This window comes from Pseudomonas sp. MAG002Y, from assembly GCF_019400845.1.
Classification (GTDB): Bacteria; Pseudomonadota; Gammaproteobacteria; order Pseudomonadales; family Pseudomonadaceae; genus Chryseomonas; species Chryseomonas luteola.
In genome coordinates this window covers 62,790-87,567 of sequence record NZ_WOEJ01000014.1, presented here as the reverse complement: position 1 = coordinate 87,567, position 24,778 = coordinate 62,790, and the positions used below count along the sequence as shown (strand labels likewise).

Here is a 24,778-nt window from a genome sequence, read left to right as displayed (position 1 = left end):
TACTCATTGTCTGGCAGAGGGCCTGCTATTAGAGCATCTCTCGTGCCGTATCGAATGAGGTCTGGATATGTGTGAATTGTTGGGCATGAGTGCCAATGTTCCTACCGATATCACCTTCAGCCTGACGGGGCTGATGCAGCGAGGAGGACGTACCGGTCCCCACCGGGACGGCTGGGGCGTGGCGCTGTACGAAGGACGCGGACTGCACATGTTCAAGGATTCCATGCCGGGAGCGGATTCTGAAGTGGCTCGCATGATCCAGGGCTATCCGCTCAAGAGTCGCACGGTTATCGCGCATATTCGCCACGCTAATGTCGGCTCGGTAAACCTTGCCAATACACACCCTTTCGTTCGGGAGCTGGGAGGGCGCTACTGGTGTTTTGCCCATAATGGCCAACTCAACGAGTTCGCACCAGATCCCGGTCTGTTCCAGCCAGTAGGGGACACGGACAGTGAGGCGGCATTCTGTCATCTGCTCAATGAGGTCAGGCGGCGTTTTCCCGATCCGGTGCCTGTCGAAATGCTCCTGCCTGTTCTGGTCGGAACTTGCGATCACTTTCGCCGCTTTGGTGTGTTCAACTGTCTACTGAGTGACGGTGACTGGCTGTTCACGTTTTGTTCGACCAAGCTGGCCCACATTACGCGACGGGCCCCGTTTGGTCCGGCGCACTTGAAGGACGCCGACCTGACGGTAGATTTCAAGGCTGAAACAACGCCTGATGATGTGGTTACAGTGATTGCGACAGAGCCTTTGACGGCCAACGAAACCTGGGCGCTTCATCAGCCTGGTGAGTGGAAATTATGGTGGGATGGCGAAATCGTCACCCAGGGGCGGGTCTAAACGGTTGTAGCGAAGCCTGCCATTCAATACGCAAGGAGTTATGATGCTGCGTAGTTACATCCGGCTAATCCTGTTTGCGCTAGGCCTTCTGGTTGGTGTGCAGATACCAGGGTTTATCACTGATTACAGCCAGCGTATCGAGGCCCATCGCCTTGAAGCCCATCAGGCATTGGAAGGGTATCGCAAAACGGCAGGCGAGTTTTTTGGCGGTGATATGGATCGTCTGGTAGCCCATTATCGTGCCAGTGATGATCCGGTCTTCCAGAGCGATGCCGATAGCCTTGGCATGCTGATGCGCCGTGAGCAAATGCTCGATTCGCAATGGCAGGCATTGCAGGGCCGCTGGTATGAGCGCGCCTGGCATGTCTTTACCAAGGCTAACCCAGCAATACTTGAAGAGACGTGGCAAGGCTACCGTTATCAGGTTGTCCTGACGCCTGAATGTATCGGTTGGGGGCTGGCCTGTGCCTTTTTACTGTCCTGGATCATCGAGGCCATCGCCTTAGCACTGGCTGTACTTATCATGCCGCGGCGTAGGCCAGCCCGACGTCTCGTCTAAATTGAGAGGCCGGAAAATTCCGGCCTTTTTTGTGTCGCTCAGCCTGCAGTGTAGGCAACTGCCTCTATCGACCGCAGTCGCCTGCTTTGGTGGGCCTGATTTCAGTACGCTTCGTGATAACCACGACGCTGATCCATATCCGTATCACTGCCGAGCATCTTCTTGACCGATACGGCATAGATACTTTGTATGCGTTGGTCAGGTGTATAGATGAGCCGGTAGTGGCTTTGAAAGATACAAGTCCGCTGTCGATTGAGCGAGTCGCTGAAGAAGGGCGCAAGGTAGGGCGCGAGGTGATAGGCCATCGTCCCAGGGATATGGTGGAATGGCAGACTTGCGCGGCCTCTGGCCGAGGCAACAGGTTTCTCCGTAGGCGAAAGTTACTGTAGTCATCAAGTTGGCTGAAGGGCTGTTTAAGCGGAGGTTGTCGGTATGCAAGGGAGAAGATCTAGCCTATCCGGTTGCCAAGCCATTTAAGGTTCAGTTCTCTCACTAGGGAATTACCGGATTTCAGGCTATGCCAATAAATTTTCGTCTTTTCAGTAATTTAGAAGAAAAATGCTTGACGACCCAGTCTGATTCCGTAAAATGCGCACCCACAGCAGGCACGTAGCTCAGCTGGTTAGAGCACCACCTTGACATGGTGGGGGTCGTTGGTTCGAGTCCAATCGTGCCTACCAAATATTCCCGCACTGCTGGCGGGGCAAGAAGCCGATCCGAAAGGATCGGCTTTTTTGTTTGGGTCGTTAAAACATTTCGTCTCAAACACAGCTCAATAATGTTCTCAAATTGACGTATAACGTCAGGTCTTCTGACTGACGAGTCACGGTGCCAGGAGTGGGTAATGAAATGGTTTTGTGTAGGAGCCGTGCTTCTACTCGCCGGGTGTGCAAGCGTAAAAGATCTGGAGCAAAGTCCGCCTTCAATGGATGTCAGATCAGGTAAGGACGTTCAGGCCTATACCCAATGCCTGGTTGATCGACTGGCTAAAAGTCGGGCGCCTGCAACGCTGGCAGGAACAGCTAGCGAGCAAAGAATTATTGTGCCATCCAAGGTTTCTTCTATTCCTGCTGCGGTTATCCATGTAGACGATAGCTCTCGTGGCAGTCACATCACACTGCACGAACGCATGGCTAACAATCCTCTTCGGCCCAGCGATGTTCGCGAGGCGGTTAAGTATTGCATTGACTAACGGGTTAAGCAGCGTGCCCTTTAGGTTGTTTCGAGAGCACGCTCTCAGTCATCTAGAGGTATGAGAAAAGTGCGCCGAATAAAATGACCCAAACGACCGGGACGGAAACGTAGAGAAATTTTTCGGTGGGCGTGAAGGGCTTTTTACTGATCATCGCGAGTGACTGCCTGTATGAATTCGCTATGTGATGAGTGGGACATTAAGGCCGGAAATATGCCTGAGCTACATGACATATCGGCGTAACAGGCGAAACTTGAAGTGGGCAGGTAAGGGCGGCTGCAATGGCAGATGAATGGTCGCGGCATCGGTAGGCATTCAGGTTGGGTGCATGAGTGTCCGGTCTGTAAAATGAAAGCCTGACAATAATTCTTCGCGGGAAGTAGAAATGCAGGACGTGTTGATCCACGTATGGGAAAGGATTTTTTGGGTAATGCTCTGGGCGGTTCGTTACCTGCCGGCTACCCTGGCTATTCTGGGAATAGCGCTGATCGTGGGTGTCAAGAATAACCATACATGGTGGGGGCGCGTCGTACTGCTTCTGTTTGGTCTCGTAACACTTCTGGTAGCAATGACCATCCAGATTCTTTCCTCTTCCCCTCCTGCCTGAACTCTTTCAATTCGCCTGTCCTGTAGCGTTGGTTAGCAGTCAGCGCTACAGGATGATCAGTGATCTTAGGTACGACAGGCCTTGAGATCGACGTTTCCAACGTATTTATTGCCGTGACCCATAATGCACGCCAAGCGCTGGTTTCGTTGGCGCTCCCACCGCTCGGCCGGGTATTGCTTGTTCCAGGCTGAATACAACTGTTGGTCCTGCTTGGATAAGCGCAAGTCATACCGTTCGCTCATGTATAGGTAGGTGCGCGCAATCATGCCGCGGATTTCTGGGCGGGGCATGGCTTTTTTGGCCTTGAAGTCGACCACCATCTGGCAGGCTCCATACTGGGTCGGTTTCTGTGGCAGCCAGCCGAACGCAAAATTGCTGCGGTCGCCATTCACTTCACCAATGACTGGTACCAGGTTGAACAAATCAGCTTCGGCTTTCTGGTAAACCGGATCGCTTGAGGTGCAGTTTTTTCTCCCTCCTTTTTGCCAGCACTGGCGCTGATGGCCGATAACCCAGGCAGGCACGATGTGCTCCCATTCGATGCGAGAGGCCCTGGTCGCATTTTTGCGGGGCACATAGCCACAACTTTTCAGGTCCACCGTCTTGCCGGAGTAGTGGCAGCCGCAATAAAAATCTACAGGTTGCTGCTTGTAGACTTTGGCGCCTATCACTTTGGCTTCGCGAAACGTGCGAGGCGCTTCTGCATGAGCCGGAATGATAAAAAAGAAGAAAGAAATTAGAGAAAAAATACGAAACATGGTCGTGCTCGATAAGTAAATCGGCGCGGATGGTAACGGGCAGCGTTGGGTTTGAGGAAGGCAGTAAGACTAAAATGAGAAATGGTTCGCTGTATGGATAAACAGCTGTTTGGCGGAGAGGTAATTGCTAGCGACTTACTGTCATGTAACCCGCTAGCGACAGGATTAGCGCCGTGTACGCTTAGCTGCCTTTTCCCACTGCCCAATCATCTCAAGAGTAAGGCGCTCGTCCCAGGATTCTAGCTCAATGTTTTGAGCCAGCAGTTTTTTACGGGCGGCGACCAAAAGGTGGTGTAGGGAAGTAGGATTGCAGTAGATCGCGGTACGGATACGCCCAGATTCAAAGTGGATAACTCCCTGAGGATCTATCGCTTTAAAGGCAAAGGTACCGCGAGAATCACGGTTGGTGAAATGGCATTCCAAAGGTGCCAGGGCAGCTTGTATTCTGGAGCGGGCGGCATCATAGCGAGAGGGTTGCATGTCAGTATGCTTAGAACGACTATTTAGGATGGCACACTGACATTAAGTTTATACAGTAGTTCGATAGGGAGCGCTGTTTGAGCCTTTAATTGTTAAAGATATCTATTTTGCAGGTTGAAGACGTTAAGAATCTCTATTTTCTGGTGTCTCTAACGATGCAGACAATCATGGCGATAGTAGCCACAATCATCGTTGCAATACCGAAGCCCAGCTGAATTCTGGCTTTGGTTTGATCACATATTTCAGCAACACCGCCATGCGAAGGACAGCCGCCTGTTGTAAACCAGTAGGCATTACCCAGAAGTAACATCCCGAAGGCGCAGGCGATGAATGCAGTCAACGCCAAAAACAATACTGTGCGTAACATATGGACTCTCTAGGTAAAGCGAATGAATGCTGATCAGGCAGTAGGTGATACGAAAGACATGACTCGATGCGTATTGGCTTGCCTCTATTCTCATTATAACGCGCTTAAGGGCAGAGAAAGGTAAGAACCAATACCCGGTATGAATGCCCAAAATATTGCTGCTTACTTCTTGGAGATGCCAACATGCCTGAAACTGATCATATAAATCCTGACCAGATCGACGTTGACCCTGAGATTCAGCCTAACCCTAAAGAGGCTCCTGTTCCTCTGGAGTCTGATGAGGACGCAGAGAACAAATAACCAAACGTTGCCGACTCATTTATAACCAACTGATTTTATAAATGAGTCGCGCATGATTCGAAAAAGCAGGACAGGCTGTCAAGCGTAGCAAGGCCCATCTAGCAGGGCAGGCGGATGCCTATCGATAAGCCCAGTCGATGTTAAGCAGGTTGAGCTTTTGTGCACGCAGACGACGCTTGTTGAGTTCGTCACTATAGGGGGGGAAATCTAGTTCCAGACTTTCGCCTCCATGCTGTTTCAGTACGTACAAAAGGACAGTGCCTTCATCGACATCAGCCGGCGCGTCGGCTATTGCCAGTTCTCTTGGTTCTCCTGCCTCTTCATAGGTAATAACCAGGTTGCCTGCATTGCTCATGATCGTACTCCCTTAGTGGTGTAATTCGATGAAGCCGTCTCTTTTGACGGGCTAATAATGAATTCATTCCTTACAAAGGCGGCCTGAATGGCTTCCAGGCGTAAACGCATAGGTTTTGCATTTTGCTAAGGTAAGTACGTCACACTTTCGACTGATGTGAATTGTGAGCATTGATAGGCGCACTGAAAATCTCGCCCTAATTTAGGAGAGGGTTTAATGCTGCATGTATACATGCCGATGGGTAGTTCAAGGGATTCTCTTTGTCTGTCTTCTGATGGCCATGTTTGGCCCTCAAATGACATGGCGCTATTTCATAGCTCGCCGCATTGCTTCCCGTCTAGGTATTCAAAGTCTTTTCGAGCTTAATACCTTGGTTGTTGGCTTCTTGCTACTGGTCGGTTTCTTTCTGGTACGGTGGAGTACGCACGCTCCCTCTTGAAGACGGTAAGCCATATTTACAAAGTAGCCCTTGTTGCCGGGTGCTTCGAGTCCGTATGGTAGAGCTTTATGTAAACGATAAGGCAGTGTAATGACTTGGAAGTTGAGTTCCCTGGCAGCGTTAATTTCTTCCTTGGTTCTTGTAAGTGCCTGTAGCAGCTCTCCAGAGTCTGGCAGTAACGAACGTACCCGAAGCAGTGATGCAACTGCATCATCATCCGCACTTGGAAGTGGTTGTAACTCTGATGCTGCGCAATATGCAGTGGGCAAGACGGCCACTCCTGAGCTCTTCAAGCAGCTTCAAGAGCGTTCTGGTGCAAGAATTACACGTCTTGTGCGTCCGGATGATGCCATGACGATGGATTTCAACTCTGAGCGCCTGACGGTTACCACTGATGAGGCGCTTGTGATCAAGACGGCTCGTTGTGGCTGATACATCCGAGGGCGGGCCAACACTGATGCCTCTGATCAGGTTGGTCTGCCTGAGTCTACTCTGAATCGATCAATCTACTCTCGTTGTGGATAGGATGGCTTTGGCCTGTGTCTATCTTATGAACACGGATTAGACGAGAGGAGAGATTAATGGGATTGCGAATCTTTGGCGATCATCGCGCCTGGGCAAGTGCGGTAGAAAGTGAAACAGGCATCGAAGCCTTTATTGCCATACAAGGGCATGGAAAGGAAGAGGAAGCTCTGCACCGAGTGGCGACAGACTGTACCTTTACGGACCTTATGGAGGCCGAGCGTGCGGCGGATGAGATCCTGCAGAAAATGACAGGTATTAGCGCAGATAGCCAACCCCTTTTTGACTAAGCCTTTGCATTTGATTCAGGCATAAAAAAAGCCCCGTCATGGACGGGGCTTTTTCAAGGGAAGTGGATTAAACCACTTCAACCTCTTGTGCTTCCATACCTTTCTGGCCTTTGGCAGCCACGAAAGATACAGCCTGACCTTCTTTCAGGCTCTTGAAGCCAGCAGCCTTGATCTGGCGGAAGTGAACGAACAGATCAGCACCGCCGGAGGACGGGGTGATGAAGCCAAAACCTTTCTCATCGTTGAACCACTTAACAGTACCGGTTTCGCGATTAGCCATGGTGTTTTTTACCTTTTCAAAAATTAAGTTTCGGTAAAGGGAAGTCTTGACCGAGACTGAGCACTGAGTGTAACGGAGTCGTAACGATGTTGGATCTGTATCTAAACACCATGTTGCGATTCACAGTAATGCACGGGCACAGCAGGATCATATTACGATCATATATGAGCATTTGAAAAGACCAAAAGTTCATCTAATGATCAAACCCATGATTGCAGGCTGTCCGGTCAGCGATATAGACCGCTAAAAAACGTATTTATTTCCTTGAACTGGCTAAAAATTCAAAGAAAAGTACAGTGATCTATTTTTTTTGAAAATGTGACGTCTGGTACAGCGAAACGACAGTTGAGAGAGAAAGACGTAAGGCGGGGCAGTTTGAAGAGATGTCAGCTTGAAGGGTGAAGGCAGGCGGGGCTACAGATAAGCCCCGCCTGCTATCAGCTTTTTACTTCTGAGGCAGTGCAAAGGCGATTACATAGTCGCCCTGACGAGTGCCTAGAGAGCCATGCCCACCCGCATAAACCAGGATGTACTGACGTCCATCCTTGCCGGTGTAGGTCATGGGAGTTGTCTGGCCACCTGCTGGCAGGCGACCTTCCCACAGCTGCTTACCGTTACGAACATCGTAGGCACGCAGGTACTGGTCTAGCGTACCGCTCAGGAAGGCCAAGCCGCTGGATGTCATGAAAGCCCCACCCAATGCTGGAACACCCATGGGGAGCGGCATTGGAACAGGCGCACTGTCACGAACAGTGCCGTTCTTGTGCTTCCAGATGACCTGATTGGTGGTCATGTCGACAGCAGCCACATAACCCCATGGTGGTGACTGGCAAGGCAGGCCCATCGGAGACAGCAGTGCCCCCATGATCACACCGTACGGTGCGCCTTTGTTTGGCTGAACGCCCTCTGTCTCGCTTTTGCGAGCCGGACCACCCTCGACATCCTCGCGTGCGACAAGCTTGGATGTAAAGGCCATGTAGCTAGGCGAAAGGAACATCACCTGACGGATAGGATCCACGGCGACGCCACCCCAGTCGAATACACCGAAGTTGCCCGGATAAACGATCGAACCCTGCAGGGAAGGCGGCGTGTAGATGCCTTCATAGCGATGCGATTTGAACGTGATACGGCACAGCATCTGATCCAGAGGTGTCACACCCCACATGTCCGCTTCCTTGAGTGTCTGCGGCATCATGTTGAGTTCGGACATTGGCTGCGTGGGGGACGTATGATCGCCTTCCACTGCGCCCTGCGGAACGGGCGTCTCGTGTATAGGAACGATGGGCTGACCATTGGTGCGATCCAGCACATAGAGGCTGCCTTGCTTGGTGGATGCAATTAGGCCTGGCTTGATGCCGTCAGCCGTCTTGATATCCATCAGCGTGGGCTGCCCACCTACGTCCATGTCCCATAGGTCATGGTGAGTGAACTGGTAATTCCAGCGTACCTTACCCGTATTGACATCCAGAGCGACAACGCCGGCGCTGTATTTCTCGGCTTCTGGCGTACGCATGCCACCGTACTGATCCGGCGTTTGGTTACCCATTGGCAGGTAGATCAGGCCCAGCTTTTCGTCCACTGACATGACGGACCATACGTTCGCAGAGTTGCGGGTGTAGGTCTGGCCTGGCTGGATCGGCTCGGTAGCTTCAGGGTTACCACTGTCCCAATTCCAGACGAGATGGCCGTCGTGCACGTCATAGGCACGAATAACGCCGGAAGGCTCGTCAGTAGAGGCGTTATCCGTTACATGGCCACCAATGATGACCAGGTCACGGGTAACTGACGGCGGCGAGGTGGAGTAGTAGCCACCAGCAGTGAAGCCGCCGATGTTGGCGCCCAGGTTGATGGAGCCTTTGTCACCAAAGTCTTCGCACATTTTGCCAGTGTCGGCATTTATGGCGATCAGGCGAGTATCGGCGGTGGGCAGGAACAGACGGCGAGGGCAGGAGTTGCTGACTGGTGTAGCCTCTGCTGGGGCAGACGCTGCCTGCGCATTGTCCTGAGCATCCGCCTGTGCATAGGCGGCATCATCATGGTAGGCCACGCCACGGCAGGTCATGTGTGCCCAGCCCTTGAAGCTGTCGGCACTCTGAGTGCTCAGCTTGGGATCAAAGCGCCATAGCTCCTTGCCGGAGTCGGGGTCCAGGGCAATGACCTGGCTGTGCGGCGTACAGACGTACAGCTTTCCATTGACCTTGAGGGGCGTATTTTCAGCCGTGGTTTCCTGCGGATCGTTCGGCCCGGGAATGTCGCCGGTACGATAGCTCCAGGCGACTTCCAGCTGATTCACGTTTTCCGGGGTGATCTGATTCAGCGGGGAATATTTGTCGCCAAATGATGTACGCCCATACGACTGCCAATCGCCATCGGGCATGGTGGGGGCAGCGTTCACTGTACCTGCACTGGCACGATCCAGACTGCCCTCAATGTTATGTGGATTGGTGAATTGACTGGCGACTGCAGCAGCACCGGCCAGAACGACCGCGCCGGTCAGTGGCATGGCGCCTACTGAGCTGATACCCGCCTTACGTGCCATGGGGCGACGTATCCATGGCAAAAGCAGAACGATGCCTACTACAAACCACAATGCCAGACGTGGAACCAGTTGCCACCAGTCCAGGCCGACTTCGTACAGCGCCCACAGCGTTGAGGCAAACAGAACGAGCGCAAACAATGGGAGTGCTGCACGATGGGCAAGCACGAGAAGGATACCAGTGATGAAAATACCGGCACCCGCGAGGGCGTAATAGAAGGATCCTCCTACAGTGATCAGTTTGACGCCACCTACAAGCATGGCGAGACCAATCAACACAAGGACGATGCCGACTAACGTAGAAAAAAGACGCGTTTTTGCAAACGGTCCAGTCGTTTCGTTCATGAAGGCAATACCAAATTCTTAAAATAGGATTCACCGGACTGGACCGCAAGGGTCGCCCGGGAGTTGCACGGTGAAGGATGTTGGAATTCTTATAACAGCAATCTTATACCGTCTGTCACCCTCTGCGCATATTCAAGTTAGGCAAAGGTGTTTTGTGGATTTGTGCAAAGGCGAAAGTGAGAGGTGGTTTGAATTATTACGTATATTTGAAATTCAGCCGTAGATTGTCAAAAACGATCGCAATAAGTCCTGTTGATCTGCCTCAACTACCGCTGCGATCAGAGGACATCTCTCGGATTAGGTTAACCCGGAAGAATCTTGAATCAACTTCCTGAGATGGCTTTCGTGAGCCAGGTTTCAAACGCAGTGGTCATAGCGCTAGTAAGTTTTTATTTTGGAGTAGCGCTGCATTGCCAACCCTTATTCGCCGTAAGTACCGATTCCTGCATAAAACCCTTTCCTATACAGGTTGGTCGCTGTTTTGGCTGCTTATCTGGGACATTGTTGTCACCGTTGACTTCATGCTGTTCGTCGATGATCGAATGAGCCTTCCTTCGATGCCATTGACGCTGCTGGGCTCGGCCCTGGCCATGCTGGTGAGTATTCGGAACACCAGCGCCTACAACCGCTGGTGGGAAGCTCGTACGTTATGGGGAGGGATGGTTAACAGCTCGCGCAACTTTGCCCGTCAGGTTCTGATTCTGGTTGATGACCCGGGCGATGCTTTAAACCCTATTAAGGAGGTGCTGTTTCGCCGCCATGTGGCCTATGTCAATGCTTTAGCCGCGCATCTCAAGAAGGCGCCGATTCCAGAGCGACTTGCAGAGTTGTTGCCTGCTGAGGAAGTGGCTCGAAGCGGTGATACCAATAATTTTCCCAACGACATCCTAAGCGGCTCGGCAGCTTTGATTGCCCAGGAGTACAAGGCAGGGCGTCTGGACAGCATACGTTTGGCACGTCTTGAATCGACGATGGTGGATATTTCCAACTGGCAGGGAGGTATGGAGCGCATCGCTAATACTCCGTTGCCGTATCCTTATGTGTACTTTCCACGCCTGTTCATCTCGCTGTTCTGTTTGATCGTCCCGGTAGGGTTAGTAGAGTCGTTAGGCTGGTTTACACCTCTGGCCTCTACGGTAGTGGGCTTTATGTTGCTGGCGCTCGAGAAAATCGGAACTGATCTACAAAGCCCGTTTTCTGAAAGCCAGCACCAGATACAGATGACCGATCTCTGCGCGAACATCGAGAAGAATCTTTCGTCCATGTTCAGGGAGTCGGAGAACGCTTCTGTTCGCTCCACTGAGTAGCATTGGAAGCCGGCGTTACGCCTACGGTGCGCATAACAGGCTGGCTAACGCCAGTCTGGAGCTGGCCGTGGACACCTTTATCGGCCCCTTTCTCGCTGTCTACCAGTTCGGCAGGTGGGGTGTAATGAATACAGCCATACCAGATGACGATTGGAAAAAGCGCATGCAGTACAAGACGTACTGCCAGGGCCCACTCAGGAAGCGCTGGAAACAGGCCCGCATGTTGCCAGGTGTAGAAGTGTACAGGCAGCATAAGGAGCGTACAGACAAAGAGAACGCTGCCCGCGTAACGACGAAGCTCTTTGAAGAGCACCGCAACCGCTACCATCATTTCCAGAATGCCGCCAAAGCAAACGATGGCAAACCGGTAGGGTACGTCGATGGGGACAAGTTTGACGAAAAAGCCGGCCATGAACAGGTGGGCGAAACCACCTACCATGAACCAAGCCACTACGAGCGCAACCGCTTGTTTTTGATAGCGCATATGCAGGCCGCCTTTTTAAGCTCTTATGACGGTATGACTACGTTTTTGTGATCTTTCTCACTTGCTCGGCTGCTTCCAGATCAAATGCATCTGCTGATGGCCTGTGATTGAACCGATGCGCTCAGCTGCCTCTCTATTGGTAAATGCTTCGTAAGCGATTAAGTGACGACACTGCATTACGTCCCAGTTTGCTACGGACTGATTTGAAAGCCTGGAGAGATGACTATGGAACTTCCTGTAAAAGATCTCACAACCTTATTCGATCAATTGGGTCTGGATTCAGATAAGGCCAGTATTGACGCGTTTGTCGCCAAGCACTATCCGCTTCCCGATGACGTCAAGATTTCCGAAGCACCTTTTTGGACGCCCAGCCAGGCGGCGTTTTTGAAAGAAGAAATCATGAACGATGCCGAGTGGGAGCCGATCGTTGATGAACTCAACGTACTGCTGCACGAGAATAAGCCGTTTCAAGCGACCTGAATGGTAGGCCTGGAAGGTAATAAAACGGTGGGTTTCGGCCCACCGTTTTGCTTTTCAGATTCCTGCTTATCCCGTCTGCCAATCCCGCTGTGCCTCTTCGCATGTTCGTGCCAAGTGGACGGTAGCGCCGTCTACGCGGGCCACCCATTCCAGAGGAATCAGGTGATATTGCCCCTGAGCATCTGGATCACTTCGCTCAAGCTTGAGTTTATTGCGATCCACAATGTCATAGACCTTGCCGACGTGTTGACCATCGGAGCCTAGTACGTCCGCTTGAACAGGGATTTTATCGACATCAACCATGCAGGTTTCTCCGGCAAATAGGACAAAGGGTTCTGTAGGTAATCATCCGCTATCTATTCAGAGGTTTGCCGAATGGCTAACGTTCTAAGTGAGCGACAGGAGGCATTTTTCAACTCTCCTGATGAGCGAGCAGAACTGTCCGATACCCCTTTTTTCTGACTGATGTACAGCATTGTCCAAGGCTGTAACGAACGGACCTGATAAGGAGCAAACGTAATGATTGAACTCTATGGCATGGGTAGTCCCAATGTCCTGAAAGTGGTGCTGATGCTGGAGGAGCTGCAACTGGCTTACCGGTTCAAGCATGTACATGTCTGGAAGGGGGAACAGTTCACCGATACCTTCAAGGCACTCAATCCGAACAGCAAGGTTCCTGTGTTGATCGATCCTGACGGACCGAGCGGGGAGCCATATCGTGTGTTCGAGTCGGGTGCAATCCTGCAGTACCTTGCTGAGAAGACGGGGAAGTTTCTGCCTGCAAGCGGTACGGCACGTTATGACGTCATGCAGTGGTTGATGATCCAGTTGACTGGAGTCGGCCCCATGTTCGGTCAGTATGTCCACTTTACGCGCTTCGAGCCTGAAGTCTCCAACTACGCGCGCTCGCGCTATACCACTGAGGCGCTGCGCCTGGTTGAGCTTATCGACCAGCGTCTGGCTACCCACTCTTATCTGGGCGGCGATACCTATTCGATTGCCGATATCGCGACGTATCCCTGGATGGCCATTCTCGAGTTCCTTGGCTTACCCCATGAGCGTTATACCCATCTGACACGCTGGTTGGGCGAGATTTCAAAGCGACCTGCTGCCATTCGACTGGTCGAGATGACCAAGGAGATTCAGGCGGAAGGCGTGGCCTCGCGTTCAGAAGCCACACCGGATGACTATGACCGCATGTTCGGCCGCGGTCAGTACGCTCGCTCGTTGTAAGGGCAGGGGCATGGATGCCTGCTTCATCAGGAATCGACCAGCTCCTTGAGAAAGCACGTCAGGGCATGGCCGGGATCGTCATGGTCTGACGAAATCATGCGGATGCCCCACTGGCTCAGGATCTCTTCCTGTACCGGATTGGGCATATGGGAAAAGACATAGGAGATGGGCCTGACGCCGGAGGGCTCATACTTGCTCCACATCTTTGAAAGCTTATGGAAGAGCAGCCGGATATTGGTATCCGAAAGGCTGTAACCAATGAACAGAACGGCTTTGCTCAGTGTGTCGGCTCTCAGCTTGATATCGAGCGGCGTCTCGAATTGAAGCCGTTCGTAATAGCTTGTTTCGGCCAGCACAATCGACGAGTCATCGTCGAAATCCCCATGAAATTTGATGATCTGCCTGATGTTGTCCTGCGCCTTGGCCAGATCGCTGGCATTGGCGATCTTGATGTACTCTCGCTGATAGGCATCGTGGGCATATTCCAGCCAGCGGTCGTAGTTGGTGGTGTAGATCGCTGAGAACCGGCCTTGTACGATCAGCCGATGTATTTCTGATGCCGTGATATCGATATCTTTATGCCACTCCCGGTCCATCCAGCTTCTGAGCGCACCGATGTTGCCCTTCTTGATACGGTAATACTCGGCTAGCGCAAGAAAGTTGCCGTAGGTATTGAAGACGTCCGGGTCATAATCCAGCTGGACGGCAACTTCTTCGATCAGTTGTTTCCAGGGCGGCAAGCCAAGGTTGGCCGATACTCCAGCCCCTACGAACAGGATCAGCCGATTGCTACGGTAAGCGTCCTTGAGGCTTTCCATTTTCAGGACTCCTCGATAAAGCTGACGAATTTTTCCAGCGCCTGCCGTCGCATGGAGTACTCATGCTTGCGTGGCCCCAATTGGGCAAAGGTTTGATCAAGGCCATCAGGCATGAACACACAATCCCATTCAAAGCTGCTATCACCGGCCGGCTGCTCTGTGATTCGCCCAGGAACGGCACCCTCAAAGAAGTATTTCTTGCGACCGTCACAGTAGCCGATCAGCGTCTTGGCCACGGCTGAGGGATCTTCAAGGCCGCCTATGACGGAGGAGAAGCGTTCTGCCAGTAGCTTGTCCCAGAAGAGCTGTGTAAGGCCGGCAGGGAAATCATTCAGGCTCTTGATGTAAAGCCCGGTGTGTTCAACGAATACAGGCTTCCCAACGAGGCGGAAGGCTTTGAGCAGCTTGTCGCTGATCAATTGGCACACATCCTCGGTTTGCAGTTCATCGATTTTGATCTGGTAGGGGACAATCTCGATTCGCGTTCTTGCGAGCAGGTGAGAGACTTCTTCAATCTTTCGCGTGTTGCTGGAAATAAATCGAATTTTCATGGCTGGCCTGCAAAGGCATTACGATTCTCAGGGCGGCTCGCTACCTCTCTGATTTAGAGGGAAGTGGATAACCAAGGGTTCGCCTTCAAAAGGTCCGGCGGTCGGCATACGCCATCAGCCTGCAAGCAGACGTTGCATGTCCAGTGCGTTGGGTACGGCTGCGCCGCTGGCGGTGTTATCAAAAATGCACCATGTGGGAACGCTCCGTCCATGATGATGTGCCAAGGTCTGGGCCAGAGACGCAAGGGCATCATGGGTATAGGAGGAGTGATAGATCTGGGGCGAGCCGTGAAGGCGGTAGTAGACCACCTCCGGCGATGCACCGGGCATGTTGCCGTTCGCCAATGGAGAGGGATCGGCAGCTACTTGGCCGATTCGATAAGCCATCAGCATGGACTGGGCATCATCACGTTGCCAGCTGGCATGGCGGGGTTCAAGAACGGCGTGTCCGTTGTAGCGCGCCCTAAGATCCTCCAGAAAGTCACGGGTAAGTTCTGCCTTGAATGCCAGTGAAGGAGGAAGCTGGATCAGCAGGCAGCCCAGTTTCTCTCCCAAGTGACTGCACTCCGACAGAAAGCCGTTCAACAGTGCTCCGCCGTGAGCGAGGCGCTGAATGTGAGTGATCTGCTTGGGGACCTTTACTGCGAAGCGAAAACCCTCTGGCGTCGAGTCAGCCCATTTGGCGTAGGTCGCCGGTTGGTGAGGGCGGTAAAACGAAGAGTTGATTTCAACGGTATTAAAGCGGGCAGCGTAGCGCTGCAAGTGGGTGCCCTCTGCCGGAAAGTCGGGCCACTGTGAACGCGGCAGGCTCCAGCCAGCACATCCAATGTAGGGAAGTGTATTCAAGATCAGTTTTAAGCCAGTCGTGTCTGATCTGTGTTTGACTAACGGATCAGGTGATTGATTCTGCCGCTTCGTAGCGGGGAAGCGGCAGGTGCCTGGTTAGAAGCGGAAAGCCTGACGGCCGATCAACAGCCATTCTCCGTTCTGTTTTTGCCAGATCTGAAAGTTTTCAATTTCAGTAGGCGTCAACTTGCCGCTATTGATGGCTTGTGCAGAAAAATGATTGCGAACCAGGGCCACATCACCCGACATTGTGATTTTCTGGTTGAGCATTTTCAGCTCTTTGAATGCGCTTTTGCCTGTTTCGATATCCGCAATGAATGCTTTCTTATCTTGGATGTTGCCGCTGGAATGGCCATAGGTAAGATTTTCGGCCGTCAGGGCATTCAGACTGGCAATATCCTTGTGCCACATGGCCTGGGTAAGCTTGTCCACGGCCTCAGCTACCGCCGTTTCATCCGAAGACGTGGCGGCCATAGCATAGCCGCTGAAAAGGCACAGAAAGCCAACGATCAGCTTGATATTTCGCATGAGCATTTCCTTGTTGTTGTAAGCGATGCGGAATGGATCGTTGTACGTGATGGCTGTAGATCTCGTTCGAGTATGGAAGAGGCACAGCGGTCATAAGTCGTCGTACAACATGATGTGTTGTAGACGTTTCACGAGAGGGCGTCAATTGGCGTGTTGTTTTTGCCAACAGAGCAAGCGCTGCTTGAGCGAAAAGGTTCTCGTCAAGCAGCAAAGCAGGGTGGCTTAGGCGTGTAGCGAAAGGAAATCTTTCCAGGCAGCGGGCACGTTGTTGAGTTGTAGGTACTGAAGACGCTCGTTTTCATCCAGGCGGCTCCAATAAGGCGTCCAGTGCTGACTCCACCAGAACGCCAACTCGCCTTGTAGCGTATCCATGCAACCCACATCGACCGTAGGAAATGCCTGCCAGGGAGCTGGCGGTGCAATTTTTTGTGCATGAATGGAGGCCAGTAGGGCGGGTGAGTCCGTGACCAGATTGAGCAGCACACCGCCAAATTCGGACTGCATGCGCAGCATCAGTTTTTCACCCGCCTCGTTGCGATACAGCGTCTGTTCAGGAGTGCTCGAAACGGGAGTAAAGCCCAGCTTCATCAAGGCGGCACCTAAACCCATTTTACCTTGGTGACAACTCATGACCTGGAACTGATACGCCCGGATACCAAGCCCCTCAAGGCTTTCTGCGCCTTCCTGGTCGATGTTCAGTGGCGGGTGGTCGAACAGGGGAAATTCGGTACCTAGCTGCTCAAGCTGACGATCAATATCCTCGAAGGTGCGCTTGGAGACCAGACGCTTTAGCAAAAGGAGAAAACCGGTACCGTGGAGCTGGGGGTGCGAAGTCATGGGGCCTCCTGGCGCGCGTCTGGACTATATGGTCTTAAGACCCGAAGCCAACCGTTTTGCTTCAAGGCTGGCAAAGAAATTTCCATCTGCGCGAAACGGATAGCAGGGCGACTGTGCGGGTAAGAGGCTGCCGCAGCCGTAATATACTTCTTCAACATAGCTTCATCATGTGACCGAAACATGAATCAGAAGGCAATCACGACGGGCTGTATTCCAAGGCTATCAAGGGTTTGCTTTGCTGATAGCGCCGGAGTTTATCGCTAAGCGACTCAGGCAAGGATGCTAGTGTCTGAAATCCATTGGATTGATAAAAAGGGACGAGTTCGGGGTGGCAGAACAGCCAGACAGGCGATGCCGCATGGTTTACGGCATGCTCCAGCAATCTGCCAGCAATACGCTGACCGCGCTCCTCATGTGAAACGAAGAGGCCCGTCAGCCAAAAGCCCTGTTCGATGGGACTAAGGTTCAGGACACCGAGAATGCCTTGTCGCCGGGCTACCCAATAGCGCACGCCATCGCCTCTGGCGGCTCGCATGGTGCTGCCATGGGCGCGATAAAACTTATCGATAAGCGGGCGGAGTTCAGGTGAGAGGAGGCCGTACTGCAGTTCGCTCATAGCTCTCTGAGGACAAATAGCATTCAGGTATTGGGCGTATTACCGGCCAGCTGCTCCAAGGCACGCCTCACCATCGAGGCGTACTCAGTAGGGCTGAGGCTATAGAGCTCAGTAGCGACCCAGGGTAGCCAGCGTGCGCCCATTTCGTCTCGTCTGGAAAGCAGGCGCTGTGCCTCGGCAACGGCTTGTGTGGCATGTGCTTGATGAAAATCGGCTCGGCTCATGATGATCTCTTGCAGCAACCCGTCATGATAAAACCGAACCGACGTATTTACCTACCGCGAGCGACACGGCGAGCGATTAACGGCTCGCCGTATCGACATCAGTCAACGCTGACCCCAACGAAAGCGTTATGGCCCAGCGGGCTCATTACATAGCCTTGCACATTCTTGCGCATGGGCATGAACGCCGTGGAGTGGGCGATAGGGGTATTGGGGATCTGTTCCTTCATGCGCACCTGAGCCTGACGGTAAAACTCGGTCCGCTCGGCCTGATCGGAGACACGCTTGCCGTTCTTCACGAGGTCATCGTAGGTTTTGTCGCACCACATGGAGTAGTTGTTGCTGCCAATCGCATCGCAGCCATACAGCGTACCCAGCCAGTTGTCTGGATCACCATTGTCGCCTGTCCAGCCCACCAGGATGGTGTCCTGCTGGCCGCTCTTGGCGCGCTTGAGGTATTCGCCCCATTCGTACGTCACGATCTCGGCGTTAATGCCAATCTTGGCCCAGTCGTTCTGGATCATCTGGGCCATCAGGCGCGCGTTCGGGTTATACGGCCGCTGGACCGGCATAGCCCATAAGGTGATCTTTGTGCCTTCTTTGACGCCAGCTTGCTTGAGAAGCTCCTTGGCCTTGACCGGGTCGCGCGGCAGATCCTTTATCGTTTCGTTGTAGGACCACTGGCTGGGCGGCATCCCGTTAACGGCAAGCTGCCCTGCGCCCTGGAAAACGGCTTCAATGATGTTCTGCTTGTTGATCGCCATGTCGAGCGCCTGGCGGACTTCCAGCTTGTCCAGTGGCGGATGCTGAACGTTATAGCCTAGGTAGCCAATGTTATAGCCAGGGCTACTCATGACCTTCAGGTTGGGGTCTTTCTCCAGCGAGGCAATATCCGCCGGATTAGGGTAAACGCTGACGTGGCATTCGCCTGTGCGCAGCTTTTGAGCCCGCACGGCAGAATCGGTATTAATCGAGAAGATAAGGTTGTCGAGCTTGACCTGTCCCGGTTGCCAGTAATCCTTGTTGCCCTTGAAACGGATCATGGCGTCTTTCTGGTAGCGACTGAAGACGAAGGGGCCGGTACCGATAGGCTTCTGGTTGATCTGTTCAGCCTTGCCCTGTTTGAGCAGCTGGTCGGCATATTCGGCTGAATGGATACCGGCAAACCGCATCGCCAAATTCTGCACAAAAGCAGCGTCGCGCTCATTTAGCATGAAGCGAACTGTATGCTCGTCCACCTTTTCAACCCGGGCGATATTCTTGTCCAGACTCATGCCAGTAAAGTAGGGGAACTCGCTGGGATAGGCCTTGCGGAACGGATGCTCTTTATCCAGCATGCGTTGAAAGGTGAACAGGACGTCATCAGCATTGAAGGGGCGGGTCGGTTTGAAATAGTCCGTCGTATGGAAGTTCACGCCCTGCCGTAGAAAGAAGGTATAGGTCTTGCCGTCTTCGCTGATGTCCCAACGCTCTGCAAGGGAAGGAATGGCCTTGGTGCCGCCTCGCTCGAAATCGGCCAGTCGGTTGAACAACGTACTGGCCGCAGCATCATGATCGGTTCCCGCTGTGTACAGGCCGGGGTCAAATCCTGCTGGACTGCCTTCCGAACAGTAGACCAGGTTGCTTGCAGCCTGGGCAGATAAAACGTTGAACACGCAGCCAGCCGTGACCAACGCCGTAAAAAGCGTCTTGAACATGAGCCGTTTCCTTGAAGCGTGAGGTTCAGCGAAACGCGTACGCTACCGCGGCTCAGGAATACCGGCAGGATTTAAATGAAAGCAGATATTTCAAGGGTCACGTCAGATAAGCCGCTTGGTCAGCTTCACTTCGGTCAGGTCGACCCCACCTCTTGATAGGGTTTTACGGGCTTCTGTATGGTCGAAGCCGTGCTGTCGATAAAAAGCCATTGCTGCAAGGTTGTCCTGTAATACCCAGAGGGATACACAACTAACAGCGGGCAACTCCAGCGAAGAGAAATAATGCCGTAACAGCGCTGTTCCGAGGCCGGTACGGTAGTGCCGTGGGGCTATGTAGATCGCATGAATTTCTCGCCTGGAGGCCTCTTCCGGCCAATCACGGTCAGGGCCGCACGCCATCCAGCCGGCTACTGACCCGCTGCGCTCAGCAACCCATATCGGAGCATTTTCCGCTTCCAGTCTTGATTTCCAATGGGCATATCTGGGCTCGTATTGGAGGTTATCCAGCACTGCCTGAGGCATGATGCCTTGATAGGCGGCACGCCAGGATTCGATATGGATCATGGCGATTGCGGAGGCATCCTCGGACGTTGCTGCTCGTACAGGCATGGCGGCTTTCCATTAGGCTGAAACGATAGGGGCAGTTCTTAAGACTAGTGCATCCCTTGGGCAGGCGATACTATCCCAAGGCCCGGCCCAGACGGGTTTCTTTGCTTATAACAAATTGCGGTCTGCGGTTCACACCGTTTTGTTCGAGTTCAATCGCCAAGACTCGCCTGCCAATTTGAAACTACGCTGTGCCCAATGTGACGCGCTATTTTGTATGACCGCGTCGTGGCTGCATGGAATAAGAAAAATAGGGAGAGTAAGCATTAATGCGTCTATCTTTGCTGTTTCTGGCTATCAGTATGTCCCTTGGCAGCTATGCCTTTGCTAACGAAACCCAGTCTGTTACTGAAGCCGGAACGACTGCACAGGAGGTCAACATGGCAGATAAGAACGGCTCGGCCCTTCAGGCGAATCCCTTTTTTCAGGTGAGTGCATTGTCCTTTCAGGCACCTCGGTTCGACCTGATCAAGGAGTCGAACTTCGAGCCCGCCATTACAGAAGGCATCCGGCAAAAGTTGGCTGAAATCGAGCAAATTGCCAACAACCCCGAGCCGCCTACTTTCGAGAATACCTACGTTGCGCTGGAAAAAGCCGGAGCCCTGCTGGACAGGGTCATGACAGTTTTTAGCGCGCTCACTGGTGCCAATACGTCCGACACGCTTCAGCGGATCAATGAAGAGCAGTCGCCCAAGCTGGCTGCACTGGGTGATGCGATCACGCTCAACAGCACATTGTTCGACCGTCTACAGACCGTTTACGACCAGCGCGAAACGCTTGATCTGACACCCGAGGACAAGCGGCTTATCGAGATTACCCATCAGCATTTCGTGTTGGCAGGTGCTCGGCTGTCTGAGACTGATAAGGCCCAGCTCAAATCGCTCAACCAGGAGGCGGCAACGCTCACTACCCAGTTTGTGAATCGGCTGCTGGCTGCAGCCAAGAACGGGGCCCTGGCTGTCAGCAACAAGGATCAGCTTGAGGGACTCTCCGAGCCTGAGCTCAAGGCAGCCGAACAGGCAGCCCAGGACCGTCATCTGGACCAGCAATGGCTGCTCACTCTTCAGAACACCACGCAACAGCCTTGGCTAGCGTCTCTTGCCAACCGCGATACGCGTAAGGCCTTGTTCGATGCCTCGTGGAATCGGGCCGAGAAGGGCGATGCCAACGATACCCGCTCGCTTATCGCGCGTCTGGCCAAGGTGAGAGCCGAGCAGGCTAAGCTGCTGGGGTTCCCGGATTATGCAACCTGGAAGCTACAGGATCAGATGGCCAAGAAGCCAGAGGCTGCGCTAGGTTTCATGCGGGACATCGCGCCGGCGGCCACAGCCCGAGCCAAGCGCGAGGCGGCGGATATTCAGGCCGTTATCGACAAGCAAGGGGGCGGCTTCAAGTTGCAGGCCTGGGATTGGCCTTATTATGCGGAGCAGGTTCGCAAGGCCCGTTACGATCTGGACGAGTCACAGATTCGCCCGTATTTCGAGCTTAATAATGTGCTCCAGAATGGGGTGTTTTACGCAGCGCAGGCGCTCTACGGCATTACGTTCAAGGAGCGGACGGACATTCCGGTGTATCAGTCGGATGTGAAGGTTTATGAGGTGTTCGACAAGGATGGCTCTTCAATGGCCTTGTTCTACACCGATTTCTTCGCTCGGGATAACAAGAGTGGCGGTGCCTGGATGGGTAACTTCGTCGATCAGTCCCGGCTGCTGGGCACCAAGCCGGTTGTTTATAACGTCTGCAATTTCACCAAGCCTGCTCCAGGCCAGCCGGCGCTGCTTTCATGGGACGATGTCATAACCTTGTTTCATGAGTTCGGTCATGCCCTGCACGGTATGTTCGCCGACCAGATGTACGGCAGTATCTCGGGCGCCAATACGCCGAGCGATTTCGTCGAATTTCCTTCGCAGATCAACGAGCACTGGGCGGAAGATCCCAAGGTGTTCGCCAACTATGCCAAGCACTACGCAACCGGCAAGCCCATGCCCGCCGAGTTGGTCGAGAAGATCAAGACCGCGTCTCGCTTCAACAAGGGCTATGACATGACCGAGCTCCTGGCCGCTGCGCTACTCGACATGCACTGGCACATGATTGCAGCTGAAGCGCCTCAGCAAGACGTTGACGCATTTGAAAAGGCTGCGCTGGAGAAGGACCGCATAAACCTCAGTTATGTGCCGCCTCGCTACCGATCCAGCTATTTCATGCATATCTGGGGCAATGGCTATGCGGCAGGGTATTACGCTTATCTGTGGACACAGATGCTGGCCGATGATGGCTTCGAGTGGTTCAGAGAACACGGCGGCCTTACTCCTGAAAACGGCCAACGCTTCCGCGACATGGTTCTTTCCCGTGGCAACAGCACCGATCTGGAGCAGGTCTATCGGGACTGGCGGGGCCATGAGCCGGATATCGAGCCCATGCTGATTAACCGCGGCCTGAAAGGTGATAGCCAGGGTTGAGCTTGCCTTATAAGTAGATGGGCCTGGAAGGTCCGTCTTGCTGCCAGCATTCATGGCCTAGGCTTAAAGTGCATCTTTTTATCCTATGCCGAGCCGCGCAGTATTTGTCACAGTGGAGCGCTTAGATTAGGCGCTCCCAATTATTGCACCATGTTTTTGAAAAGGACCCGTCATGACCACGACTGTTACCGGCGCCAGCGCACCGGATAGCCTCGATATCGATTCACGCTATGAGGCCGCCAAGGCTATCGCACAGGAAGCGGCACGCCTGGGCATGGACTTCTATGCGCGCCGTTCGAGCCTGACGGTAATGCACAAAGGCGGTAACCTGCAGGATGTCGTCAGTGTTGCCGACAAGACACTGGAGGACTTCATCCGGGCGCAGCTTTCGGAGCGTTTTCCGGAGGATGGCTTTATCGGCGAGGAAAACGGTACTGCAGCATTGGATGCACGCTGCATCTGGGTCATCGACCCCATCGACGGAACCAGCTGTTTCGTAAACGGCTTGCACAGCTGGTGTGTATCCATCGGACTCATGATTGACGGTGAGCCCTATCTGGGCGCTATCGCCGATCCGAACCATCAGGAACTCTTTCATGCCTGCCTGGGCCAGGGCGCGTTCGTCAATGATATTCTGCTCAAGGCCCATGCTGCCCAACACGTTCGTGAAGGAGTCGTAGGGGTAGGTACAACGCACCGCCGTGGCAAGGAAAACTTCATTCCTTTCCTGACCGGTCTGTTGGACGAGGGTGGGATGTTTATCCGCAACGGCTCCGGGGCGCTGATGACGGCTTATGTGGCCGCGGGTCGGTTGATTGGCTATTACGAGACGCTTATCAACAGCTGGGATTGCCTGGCAGGTCTTGTCATGGTCAAGGAAGCCGGTGGTCGGTCGAGTGACTTCTTCCGTGGCGAAGGGCTGCTGGGAGGGAATCCGCTTCTGGTCGCTGCGCCCGGAGTATATGAACAGCTAACAGGCCTGATAGGGCCCTCGTTGGACAGTAACTAAGCCTTTTGCGTTTTTCTGCGCGTGGGGGCATGACGGTACAGTGTATGTGTCACCGTTCATCTATCCTTTGAGACAAGACTTGTACGAAGCGGGCATGCCTGTGAGAACCTGACGATGCCATTCGAAAGCGAGGATCAGACCATGAGTACCATGCAATGTACCTACCGCGATCATGTCATTACGGCTGAAATCATGGAGCATCCAGGCAGCCCTTTACCTTGGGCAGGCGGTTGCCGGATAAGCGACCTGCACGGGCATGTAACCCGGCGCATGCCGCTTCCGGTCAGTCATGCCTTCCTGGCCGAACTGGATCAGGCTCAGAGAGCGTCCATTGCTCACGGCAAATGGCTAGTTGACCAATGCCTGGACCATGGGCGAATGCTGTTTGATCAGCCCAAGGCTGCCTGATACGTATCTCACAGGGCGAAAGGCAAGAATTGCTTTTCGCCCTGGCTGCATGGCTTAACCTGCCAGACCTACATAAACGTTCTGCACGTCATCGTGGGCATCCAGGGCTTCCAGAAAGGCTTCTACTTCTTCCATTTCAGCATCGCTCAAGCCGGTGACCGGGTTTTTGGGGCGATAACCCAGATTGGCCGACTGTACTGTAAAACCAAGAGTTGGCAGCGCCTTGCAGACGGCGTCCATGTCGGTAGCGTCGCTTATAAAGAGGGTGACGTCATCCTCACCCGCCTCGAAATCCTGAGCACCTGCTTCGATCGCGGCCAGCTCCGGATCAGCTTCTGGCGTATCGGGCGTTGCCTCGATCATGCCTACATAATCGAAATCCCACGCTACCGAGCCGGACGCGCCAAGCTGGCCCTTGCGAAACAGTACGCGAATCTCGGCGACAGTACGGTTCACGTTATCGGTCAGGCATTCCACAATGACCGGCACACGGTGGGGCGTAAAACCTTCATAGGTGGTGCGCTCATAGTTGACCGCTTCGCCCAAAAGACCTGCGCCTTTCTTGATGGCGCGCTCCAGTGTTTCGCGAGGCATGGAGGCCTTTTTGGCCTGCTCGACGACCAGACGCAGGCGAGGATTCATGTCTGGGTCCGGGCCGGAGCGCGCAGCGATCATGATCTCTTTCGACAGTTTGCCAAAGATCTTGCCCTTGGCATTGGCTGCGGCTTCTTTATGTTTGGCTTTCCACTGTGCGCCCATAGTTGTCTCTTCAAGAGGGAATAAAGGCGCAAATTCTAGTCCATACCG

Annotated in this window: 30 protein-coding genes and 1 tRNA gene; 13 read left to right on the top strand and 18 right to left on the bottom strand. The window is 53.4% G+C overall.

The genetic code is table 11. The features are described 5' to 3' along the window. The first annotated feature begins 67 nt into the window (after positions 1-67). The 5 genes from GM154_RS19070 (at position 68) to GM154_RS19050 (ending at position 3,199) form a co-directional block, all read left to right on the top strand. Entirely contained in the window at positions 68-841 is a 774-nt protein-coding gene (locus tag GM154_RS19070) for a class II glutamine amidotransferase (RefSeq protein WP_074824203.1), read from the top strand. 43 nt (positions 842-884) lie between these two features. After that, positions 885-1,400, top strand: coding sequence for a DUF2937 family protein (locus GM154_RS19065; protein ID WP_019366989.1), 516 nt, complete (start codon positions 885-887; stop codon positions 1,398-1,400). A gap of 603 nt (positions 1,401-2,003) precedes the next feature. After that, positions 2,004-2,080 (top strand) — tRNA-Val (locus GM154_RS19060). A 164-nt stretch (positions 2,081-2,244) separates the two neighbouring features. Further along, the gene (locus GM154_RS19055) at positions 2,245-2,592 is read left to right on the top strand and encodes a hypothetical protein (RefSeq protein ID WP_010794716.1); all 348 of its coding nucleotides are present in this window, start codon (positions 2,245-2,247) and stop codon (positions 2,590-2,592) included. A gap of 385 nt (positions 2,593-2,977) precedes the next feature. After that, a complete protein-coding gene (locus GM154_RS19050) occupies positions 2,978-3,199 on the top strand; it encodes a hypothetical protein (RefSeq protein WP_073450168.1) in 222 nt (73 codons plus the stop codon). Positions 3,200-3,264: 65 nt separating this feature from the next. Here the strand turns inward: GM154_RS19050 and GM154_RS19045 are convergent, their stop codons facing one another. The 4 genes from GM154_RS19045 to GM154_RS19030 form a co-directional block, all read right to left on the bottom strand. After that, on the bottom strand, positions 3,265-3,957 hold the full coding sequence (locus GM154_RS19045; RefSeq protein WP_219653058.1) for an endonuclease: 693 nt from the start codon (positions 3,955-3,957) through the stop codon (positions 3,265-3,267). 165 nt (positions 3,958-4,122) lie between these two features. Then, positions 4,123-4,437, bottom strand: a complete 315-nt coding sequence (locus GM154_RS19040) for a hypothetical protein (protein WP_010794713.1) — start codon at positions 4,435-4,437, stop codon at positions 4,123-4,125. Positions 4,438-4,570: 133 nt separating this feature from the next. After that, positions 4,571-4,804: a hypothetical protein gene (locus GM154_RS19035; protein ID WP_010794712.1), complete on the bottom strand. Its 234-nt coding sequence runs from the start codon at positions 4,802-4,804 to the stop codon at positions 4,571-4,573. A 418-nt stretch (positions 4,805-5,222) separates the two neighbouring features. Continuing rightward, positions 5,223-5,459, bottom strand: coding sequence for a hypothetical protein (locus GM154_RS19030; protein ID WP_010794710.1), 237 nt, complete (start codon positions 5,457-5,459; stop codon positions 5,223-5,225). Between the two features lie 529 nt (positions 5,460-5,988). On the opposite strand from GM154_RS19030, the gene GM154_RS19025 reads away from it, so the two are divergent. Together GM154_RS19025 and GM154_RS19020 are read left to right on the top strand one after the other, a co-directional pair. Beyond that, complete coding sequence (locus tag GM154_RS19025) at positions 5,989-6,330, top strand: I78 family peptidase inhibitor (protein WP_010794708.1); 342 nt, start codon at positions 5,989-5,991, stop codon at positions 6,328-6,330. A gap of 149 nt (positions 6,331-6,479) precedes the next feature. Then, positions 6,480-6,710 carry a hypothetical protein gene (locus GM154_RS19020; protein ID WP_219653057.1) on the top strand — a complete coding sequence of 77 codons (231 nt, stop codon included), beginning with the start codon at positions 6,480-6,482 and terminating at the stop codon, positions 6,708-6,710. 67 nt (positions 6,711-6,777) lie between these two features. Here the strand turns inward: GM154_RS19020 and GM154_RS19015 are convergent, their stop codons facing one another. Further along, positions 6,778-6,990, bottom strand: a complete 213-nt coding sequence (locus GM154_RS19015) for a cold-shock protein (RefSeq protein WP_010794706.1) — start codon at positions 6,988-6,990, stop codon at positions 6,778-6,780. Between the two features lie 445 nt (positions 6,991-7,435). Then, the gene (locus tag GM154_RS19010) at positions 7,436-9,871 is read right to left on the bottom strand and encodes a membrane-bound PQQ-dependent dehydrogenase, glucose/quinate/shikimate family (protein WP_219653056.1); all 2,436 of its coding nucleotides are present in this window, start codon (positions 9,869-9,871) and stop codon (positions 7,436-7,438) included. A 410-nt stretch (positions 9,872-10,281) separates the two neighbouring features. On the opposite strand from GM154_RS19010, the gene GM154_RS19005 reads away from it, so the two are divergent. Further along, the gene (locus tag GM154_RS19005; protein ID WP_010794704.1) at positions 10,282-11,178 is read left to right on the top strand and encodes a bestrophin family protein; all 897 of its coding nucleotides are present in this window, start codon (positions 10,282-10,284) and stop codon (positions 11,176-11,178) included. On the opposite strand, the gene GM154_RS19000 is transcribed toward GM154_RS19005, so the two are convergent. Beyond that, positions 11,138-11,662 (bottom strand): hypothetical protein, encoded by a 525-nt coding sequence (locus GM154_RS19000; protein ID WP_219653055.1) that lies wholly within the window; start codon positions 11,660-11,662, stop codon positions 11,138-11,140. The two genes, GM154_RS19005 and GM154_RS19000, sit on opposite strands and share 41 nt — an antisense overlap. Before the next feature lie 225 nt (positions 11,663-11,887). On the opposite strand from GM154_RS19000, the gene GM154_RS18995 reads away from it, so the two are divergent. Continuing rightward, positions 11,888-12,142 (top strand): DUF2789 domain-containing protein, encoded by a 255-nt coding sequence (locus GM154_RS18995; protein WP_074824231.1) that lies wholly within the window; start codon positions 11,888-11,890, stop codon positions 12,140-12,142. A 66-nt stretch (positions 12,143-12,208) separates the two neighbouring features. On the opposite strand, the gene GM154_RS18990 is transcribed toward GM154_RS18995, so the two are convergent. Next, positions 12,209-12,445 carry a DUF2171 domain-containing protein gene (locus GM154_RS18990; protein ID WP_074824233.1) on the bottom strand — a complete coding sequence of 79 codons (237 nt, stop codon included), beginning with the start codon at positions 12,443-12,445 and terminating at the stop codon, positions 12,209-12,211. 216 nt (positions 12,446-12,661) lie between these two features. Here GM154_RS18990 and GM154_RS18985 point away from each other — a divergent pair, with 216 nt between their 5' ends. Continuing rightward, entirely contained in the window at positions 12,662-13,375 is a 714-nt protein-coding gene (locus GM154_RS18985) for a glutathione S-transferase N-terminal domain-containing protein (RefSeq protein WP_010794700.1), read from the top strand. A gap of 26 nt (positions 13,376-13,401) precedes the next feature. On the opposite strand, the gene GM154_RS18980 is transcribed toward GM154_RS18985, so the two are convergent. The 9 genes from GM154_RS18980 to GM154_RS18940 all read right to left on the bottom strand — a co-directional run bounded on the left by GM154_RS18980 (position 13,402) and on the right by GM154_RS18940 (position 20,098). Next, on the bottom strand, positions 13,402-14,193 hold the full coding sequence (locus GM154_RS18980) for an SIR2 family protein (protein WP_010794699.1): 792 nt from the start codon (positions 14,191-14,193) through the stop codon (positions 13,402-13,404). A gap of 2 nt (positions 14,194-14,195) precedes the next feature. Beyond that, positions 14,196-14,744 (bottom strand): non-canonical purine NTP pyrophosphatase, encoded by a 549-nt coding sequence (locus GM154_RS18975; protein ID WP_010794698.1) that lies wholly within the window; start codon positions 14,742-14,744, stop codon positions 14,196-14,198. A 114-nt stretch (positions 14,745-14,858) separates the two neighbouring features. Further along, on the bottom strand, positions 14,859-15,596 hold the full coding sequence (locus tag GM154_RS18970; RefSeq protein WP_374940329.1) for a DUF72 domain-containing protein: 738 nt from the start codon (positions 15,594-15,596) through the stop codon (positions 14,859-14,861). 90 nt (positions 15,597-15,686) lie between these two features. Further along, on the bottom strand, positions 15,687-16,118 hold the full coding sequence (locus tag GM154_RS18965) for a nuclear transport factor 2 family protein (RefSeq protein WP_074824250.1): 432 nt from the start codon (positions 16,116-16,118) through the stop codon (positions 15,687-15,689). Positions 16,119-16,340: 222 nt separating this feature from the next. After that, on the bottom strand, positions 16,341-16,955 hold the full coding sequence (locus GM154_RS18960) for a hypothetical protein (protein WP_019367006.1): 615 nt from the start codon (positions 16,953-16,955) through the stop codon (positions 16,341-16,343). A gap of 196 nt (positions 16,956-17,151) precedes the next feature. Beyond that, the gene (locus GM154_RS18955; RefSeq protein WP_219653054.1) at positions 17,152-17,571 is read right to left on the bottom strand and encodes a GNAT family N-acetyltransferase; all 420 of its coding nucleotides are present in this window, start codon (positions 17,569-17,571) and stop codon (positions 17,152-17,154) included. 23 nt (positions 17,572-17,594) lie between these two features. Next, positions 17,595-17,795 (bottom strand): hypothetical protein, encoded by a 201-nt coding sequence (locus GM154_RS18950; protein WP_074824259.1) that lies wholly within the window; start codon positions 17,793-17,795, stop codon positions 17,595-17,597. Between the two features lie 98 nt (positions 17,796-17,893). Further along, positions 17,894-19,489: an ABC transporter substrate-binding protein gene (locus GM154_RS18945; protein WP_010794692.1), complete on the bottom strand. Its 1,596-nt coding sequence runs from the start codon at positions 19,487-19,489 to the stop codon at positions 17,894-17,896. 102 nt (positions 19,490-19,591) lie between these two features. Beyond that, entirely contained in the window at positions 19,592-20,098 is a 507-nt protein-coding gene (locus tag GM154_RS18940; protein ID WP_219653053.1) for a GNAT family N-acetyltransferase, read from the bottom strand. 266 nt (positions 20,099-20,364) lie between these two features. Between GM154_RS18940 and dcp the strand changes: the two genes are divergently transcribed. The 3 genes from dcp (at position 20,365) to GM154_RS18925 (ending at position 23,971) form a co-directional block, all read left to right on the top strand. Continuing rightward, a complete protein-coding gene (gene dcp / locus GM154_RS18935; protein ID WP_219653052.1) occupies positions 20,365-22,554 on the top strand; it encodes a peptidyl-dipeptidase Dcp in 2,190 nt (729 codons plus the stop codon). Positions 22,555-22,726: 172 nt separating this feature from the next. After that, on the top strand, positions 22,727-23,563 hold the full coding sequence (locus GM154_RS18930; protein WP_219653051.1) for an inositol monophosphatase: 837 nt from the start codon (positions 22,727-22,729) through the stop codon (positions 23,561-23,563). 141 nt (positions 23,564-23,704) lie between these two features. Beyond that, entirely contained in the window at positions 23,705-23,971 is a 267-nt protein-coding gene (locus GM154_RS18925; protein WP_122044769.1) for a hypothetical protein, read from the top strand. A 54-nt stretch (positions 23,972-24,025) separates the two neighbouring features. Here the strand turns inward: GM154_RS18925 and GM154_RS18920 are convergent, their stop codons facing one another. Beyond that, complete coding sequence (locus GM154_RS18920) at positions 24,026-24,730, bottom strand: YebC/PmpR family DNA-binding transcriptional regulator (RefSeq protein ID WP_219653050.1); 705 nt, start codon at positions 24,728-24,730, stop codon at positions 24,026-24,028. Positions 24,731-24,778 lie beyond the last annotated feature (48 nt).

Bases quoted from the DNA above. Each gene is read 5' to 3' on its own strand.
- GM154_RS19070 (WP_074824203.1), top strand. From the start codon at position 68: ATGTGTGAATTGTTGGGCATGAGTGCCAATGTTCCTACCGATATCACC.
- GM154_RS19065 (WP_019366989.1), top strand. From the start codon at position 885: ATGCTGCGTAGTTACATCCGGCTAATCCTGTTTGCGCTAGGCCTTCTG.
- GM154_RS19055 (WP_010794716.1), top strand. From the start codon at position 2,245: ATGAAATGGTTTTGTGTAGGAGCCGTGCTTCTACTCGCCGGGTGTGCA.
- GM154_RS19050 (WP_073450168.1), top strand. From the start codon at position 2,978: ATGCAGGACGTGTTGATCCACGTATGGGAAAGGATTTTTTGGGTAATG.
- GM154_RS19045 (WP_219653058.1), bottom strand. From the start codon at position 3,957: ATGTTTCGTATTTTTTCTCTAATTTCTTTCTTCTTTTTTATCATTCCG.
- GM154_RS19040 (WP_010794713.1), bottom strand. From the start codon at position 4,437: ATGCAACCCTCTCGCTATGATGCCGCCCGCTCCAGAATACAAGCTGCC.
- GM154_RS19035 (WP_010794712.1), bottom strand. From the start codon at position 4,804: ATGTTACGCACAGTATTGTTTTTGGCGTTGACTGCATTCATCGCCTGC.
- GM154_RS19030 (WP_010794710.1), bottom strand. From the start codon at position 5,459: ATGAGCAATGCAGGCAACCTGGTTATTACCTATGAAGAGGCAGGAGAA.
- GM154_RS19025 (WP_010794708.1), top strand. From the start codon at position 5,989: ATGACTTGGAAGTTGAGTTCCCTGGCAGCGTTAATTTCTTCCTTGGTT.
- GM154_RS19020 (WP_219653057.1), top strand. From the start codon at position 6,480: ATGGGATTGCGAATCTTTGGCGATCATCGCGCCTGGGCAAGTGCGGTA.
- GM154_RS19015 (WP_010794706.1), bottom strand. From the start codon at position 6,990: ATGGCTAATCGCGAAACCGGTACTGTTAAGTGGTTCAACGATGAGAAA.
- GM154_RS19010 (WP_219653056.1), bottom strand. From the start codon at position 9,871: ATGAACGAAACGACTGGACCGTTTGCAAAAACGCGTCTTTTTTCTACG.
- GM154_RS19000 (WP_219653055.1), bottom strand. From the start codon at position 11,662: ATGCGCTATCAAAAACAAGCGGTTGCGCTCGTAGTGGCTTGGTTCATG.
- GM154_RS18995 (WP_074824231.1), top strand. From the start codon at position 11,888: ATGGAACTTCCTGTAAAAGATCTCACAACCTTATTCGATCAATTGGGT.
- GM154_RS18990 (WP_074824233.1), bottom strand. From the start codon at position 12,445: ATGGTTGATGTCGATAAAATCCCTGTTCAAGCGGACGTACTAGGCTCC.
- GM154_RS18985 (WP_010794700.1), top strand. From the start codon at position 12,662: ATGATTGAACTCTATGGCATGGGTAGTCCCAATGTCCTGAAAGTGGTG.
- GM154_RS18980 (WP_010794699.1), bottom strand. From the start codon at position 14,193: ATGGAAAGCCTCAAGGACGCTTACCGTAGCAATCGGCTGATCCTGTTC.
- GM154_RS18975 (WP_010794698.1), bottom strand. From the start codon at position 14,744: ATGAAAATTCGATTTATTTCCAGCAACACGCGAAAGATTGAAGAAGTC.
- GM154_RS18965 (WP_074824250.1), bottom strand. From the start codon at position 16,118: ATGCGAAATATCAAGCTGATCGTTGGCTTTCTGTGCCTTTTCAGCGGC.
- GM154_RS18960 (WP_019367006.1), bottom strand. From the start codon at position 16,955: ATGACTTCGCACCCCCAGCTCCACGGTACCGGTTTTCTCCTTTTGCTA.
- GM154_RS18955 (WP_219653054.1), bottom strand. From the start codon at position 17,571: ATGAGCGAACTGCAGTACGGCCTCCTCTCACCTGAACTCCGCCCGCTT.
- GM154_RS18950 (WP_074824259.1), bottom strand. From the start codon at position 17,795: ATGAGCCGAGCCGATTTTCATCAAGCACATGCCACACAAGCCGTTGCC.
- GM154_RS18945 (WP_010794692.1), bottom strand. From the start codon at position 19,489: ATGTTCAAGACGCTTTTTACGGCGTTGGTCACGGCTGGCTGCGTGTTC.
- GM154_RS18940 (WP_219653053.1), bottom strand. From the start codon at position 20,098: ATGCCTGTACGAGCAGCAACGTCCGAGGATGCCTCCGCAATCGCCATG.
- dcp (WP_219653052.1), top strand. From the start codon at position 20,365: ATGCGTCTATCTTTGCTGTTTCTGGCTATCAGTATGTCCCTTGGCAGC.
- GM154_RS18930 (WP_219653051.1), top strand. From the start codon at position 22,727: ATGACCACGACTGTTACCGGCGCCAGCGCACCGGATAGCCTCGATATC.
- GM154_RS18925 (WP_122044769.1), top strand. From the start codon at position 23,705: ATGAGTACCATGCAATGTACCTACCGCGATCATGTCATTACGGCTGAA.
- GM154_RS18920 (WP_219653050.1), bottom strand. From the start codon at position 24,730: ATGGGCGCACAGTGGAAAGCCAAACATAAAGAAGCCGCAGCCAATGCC.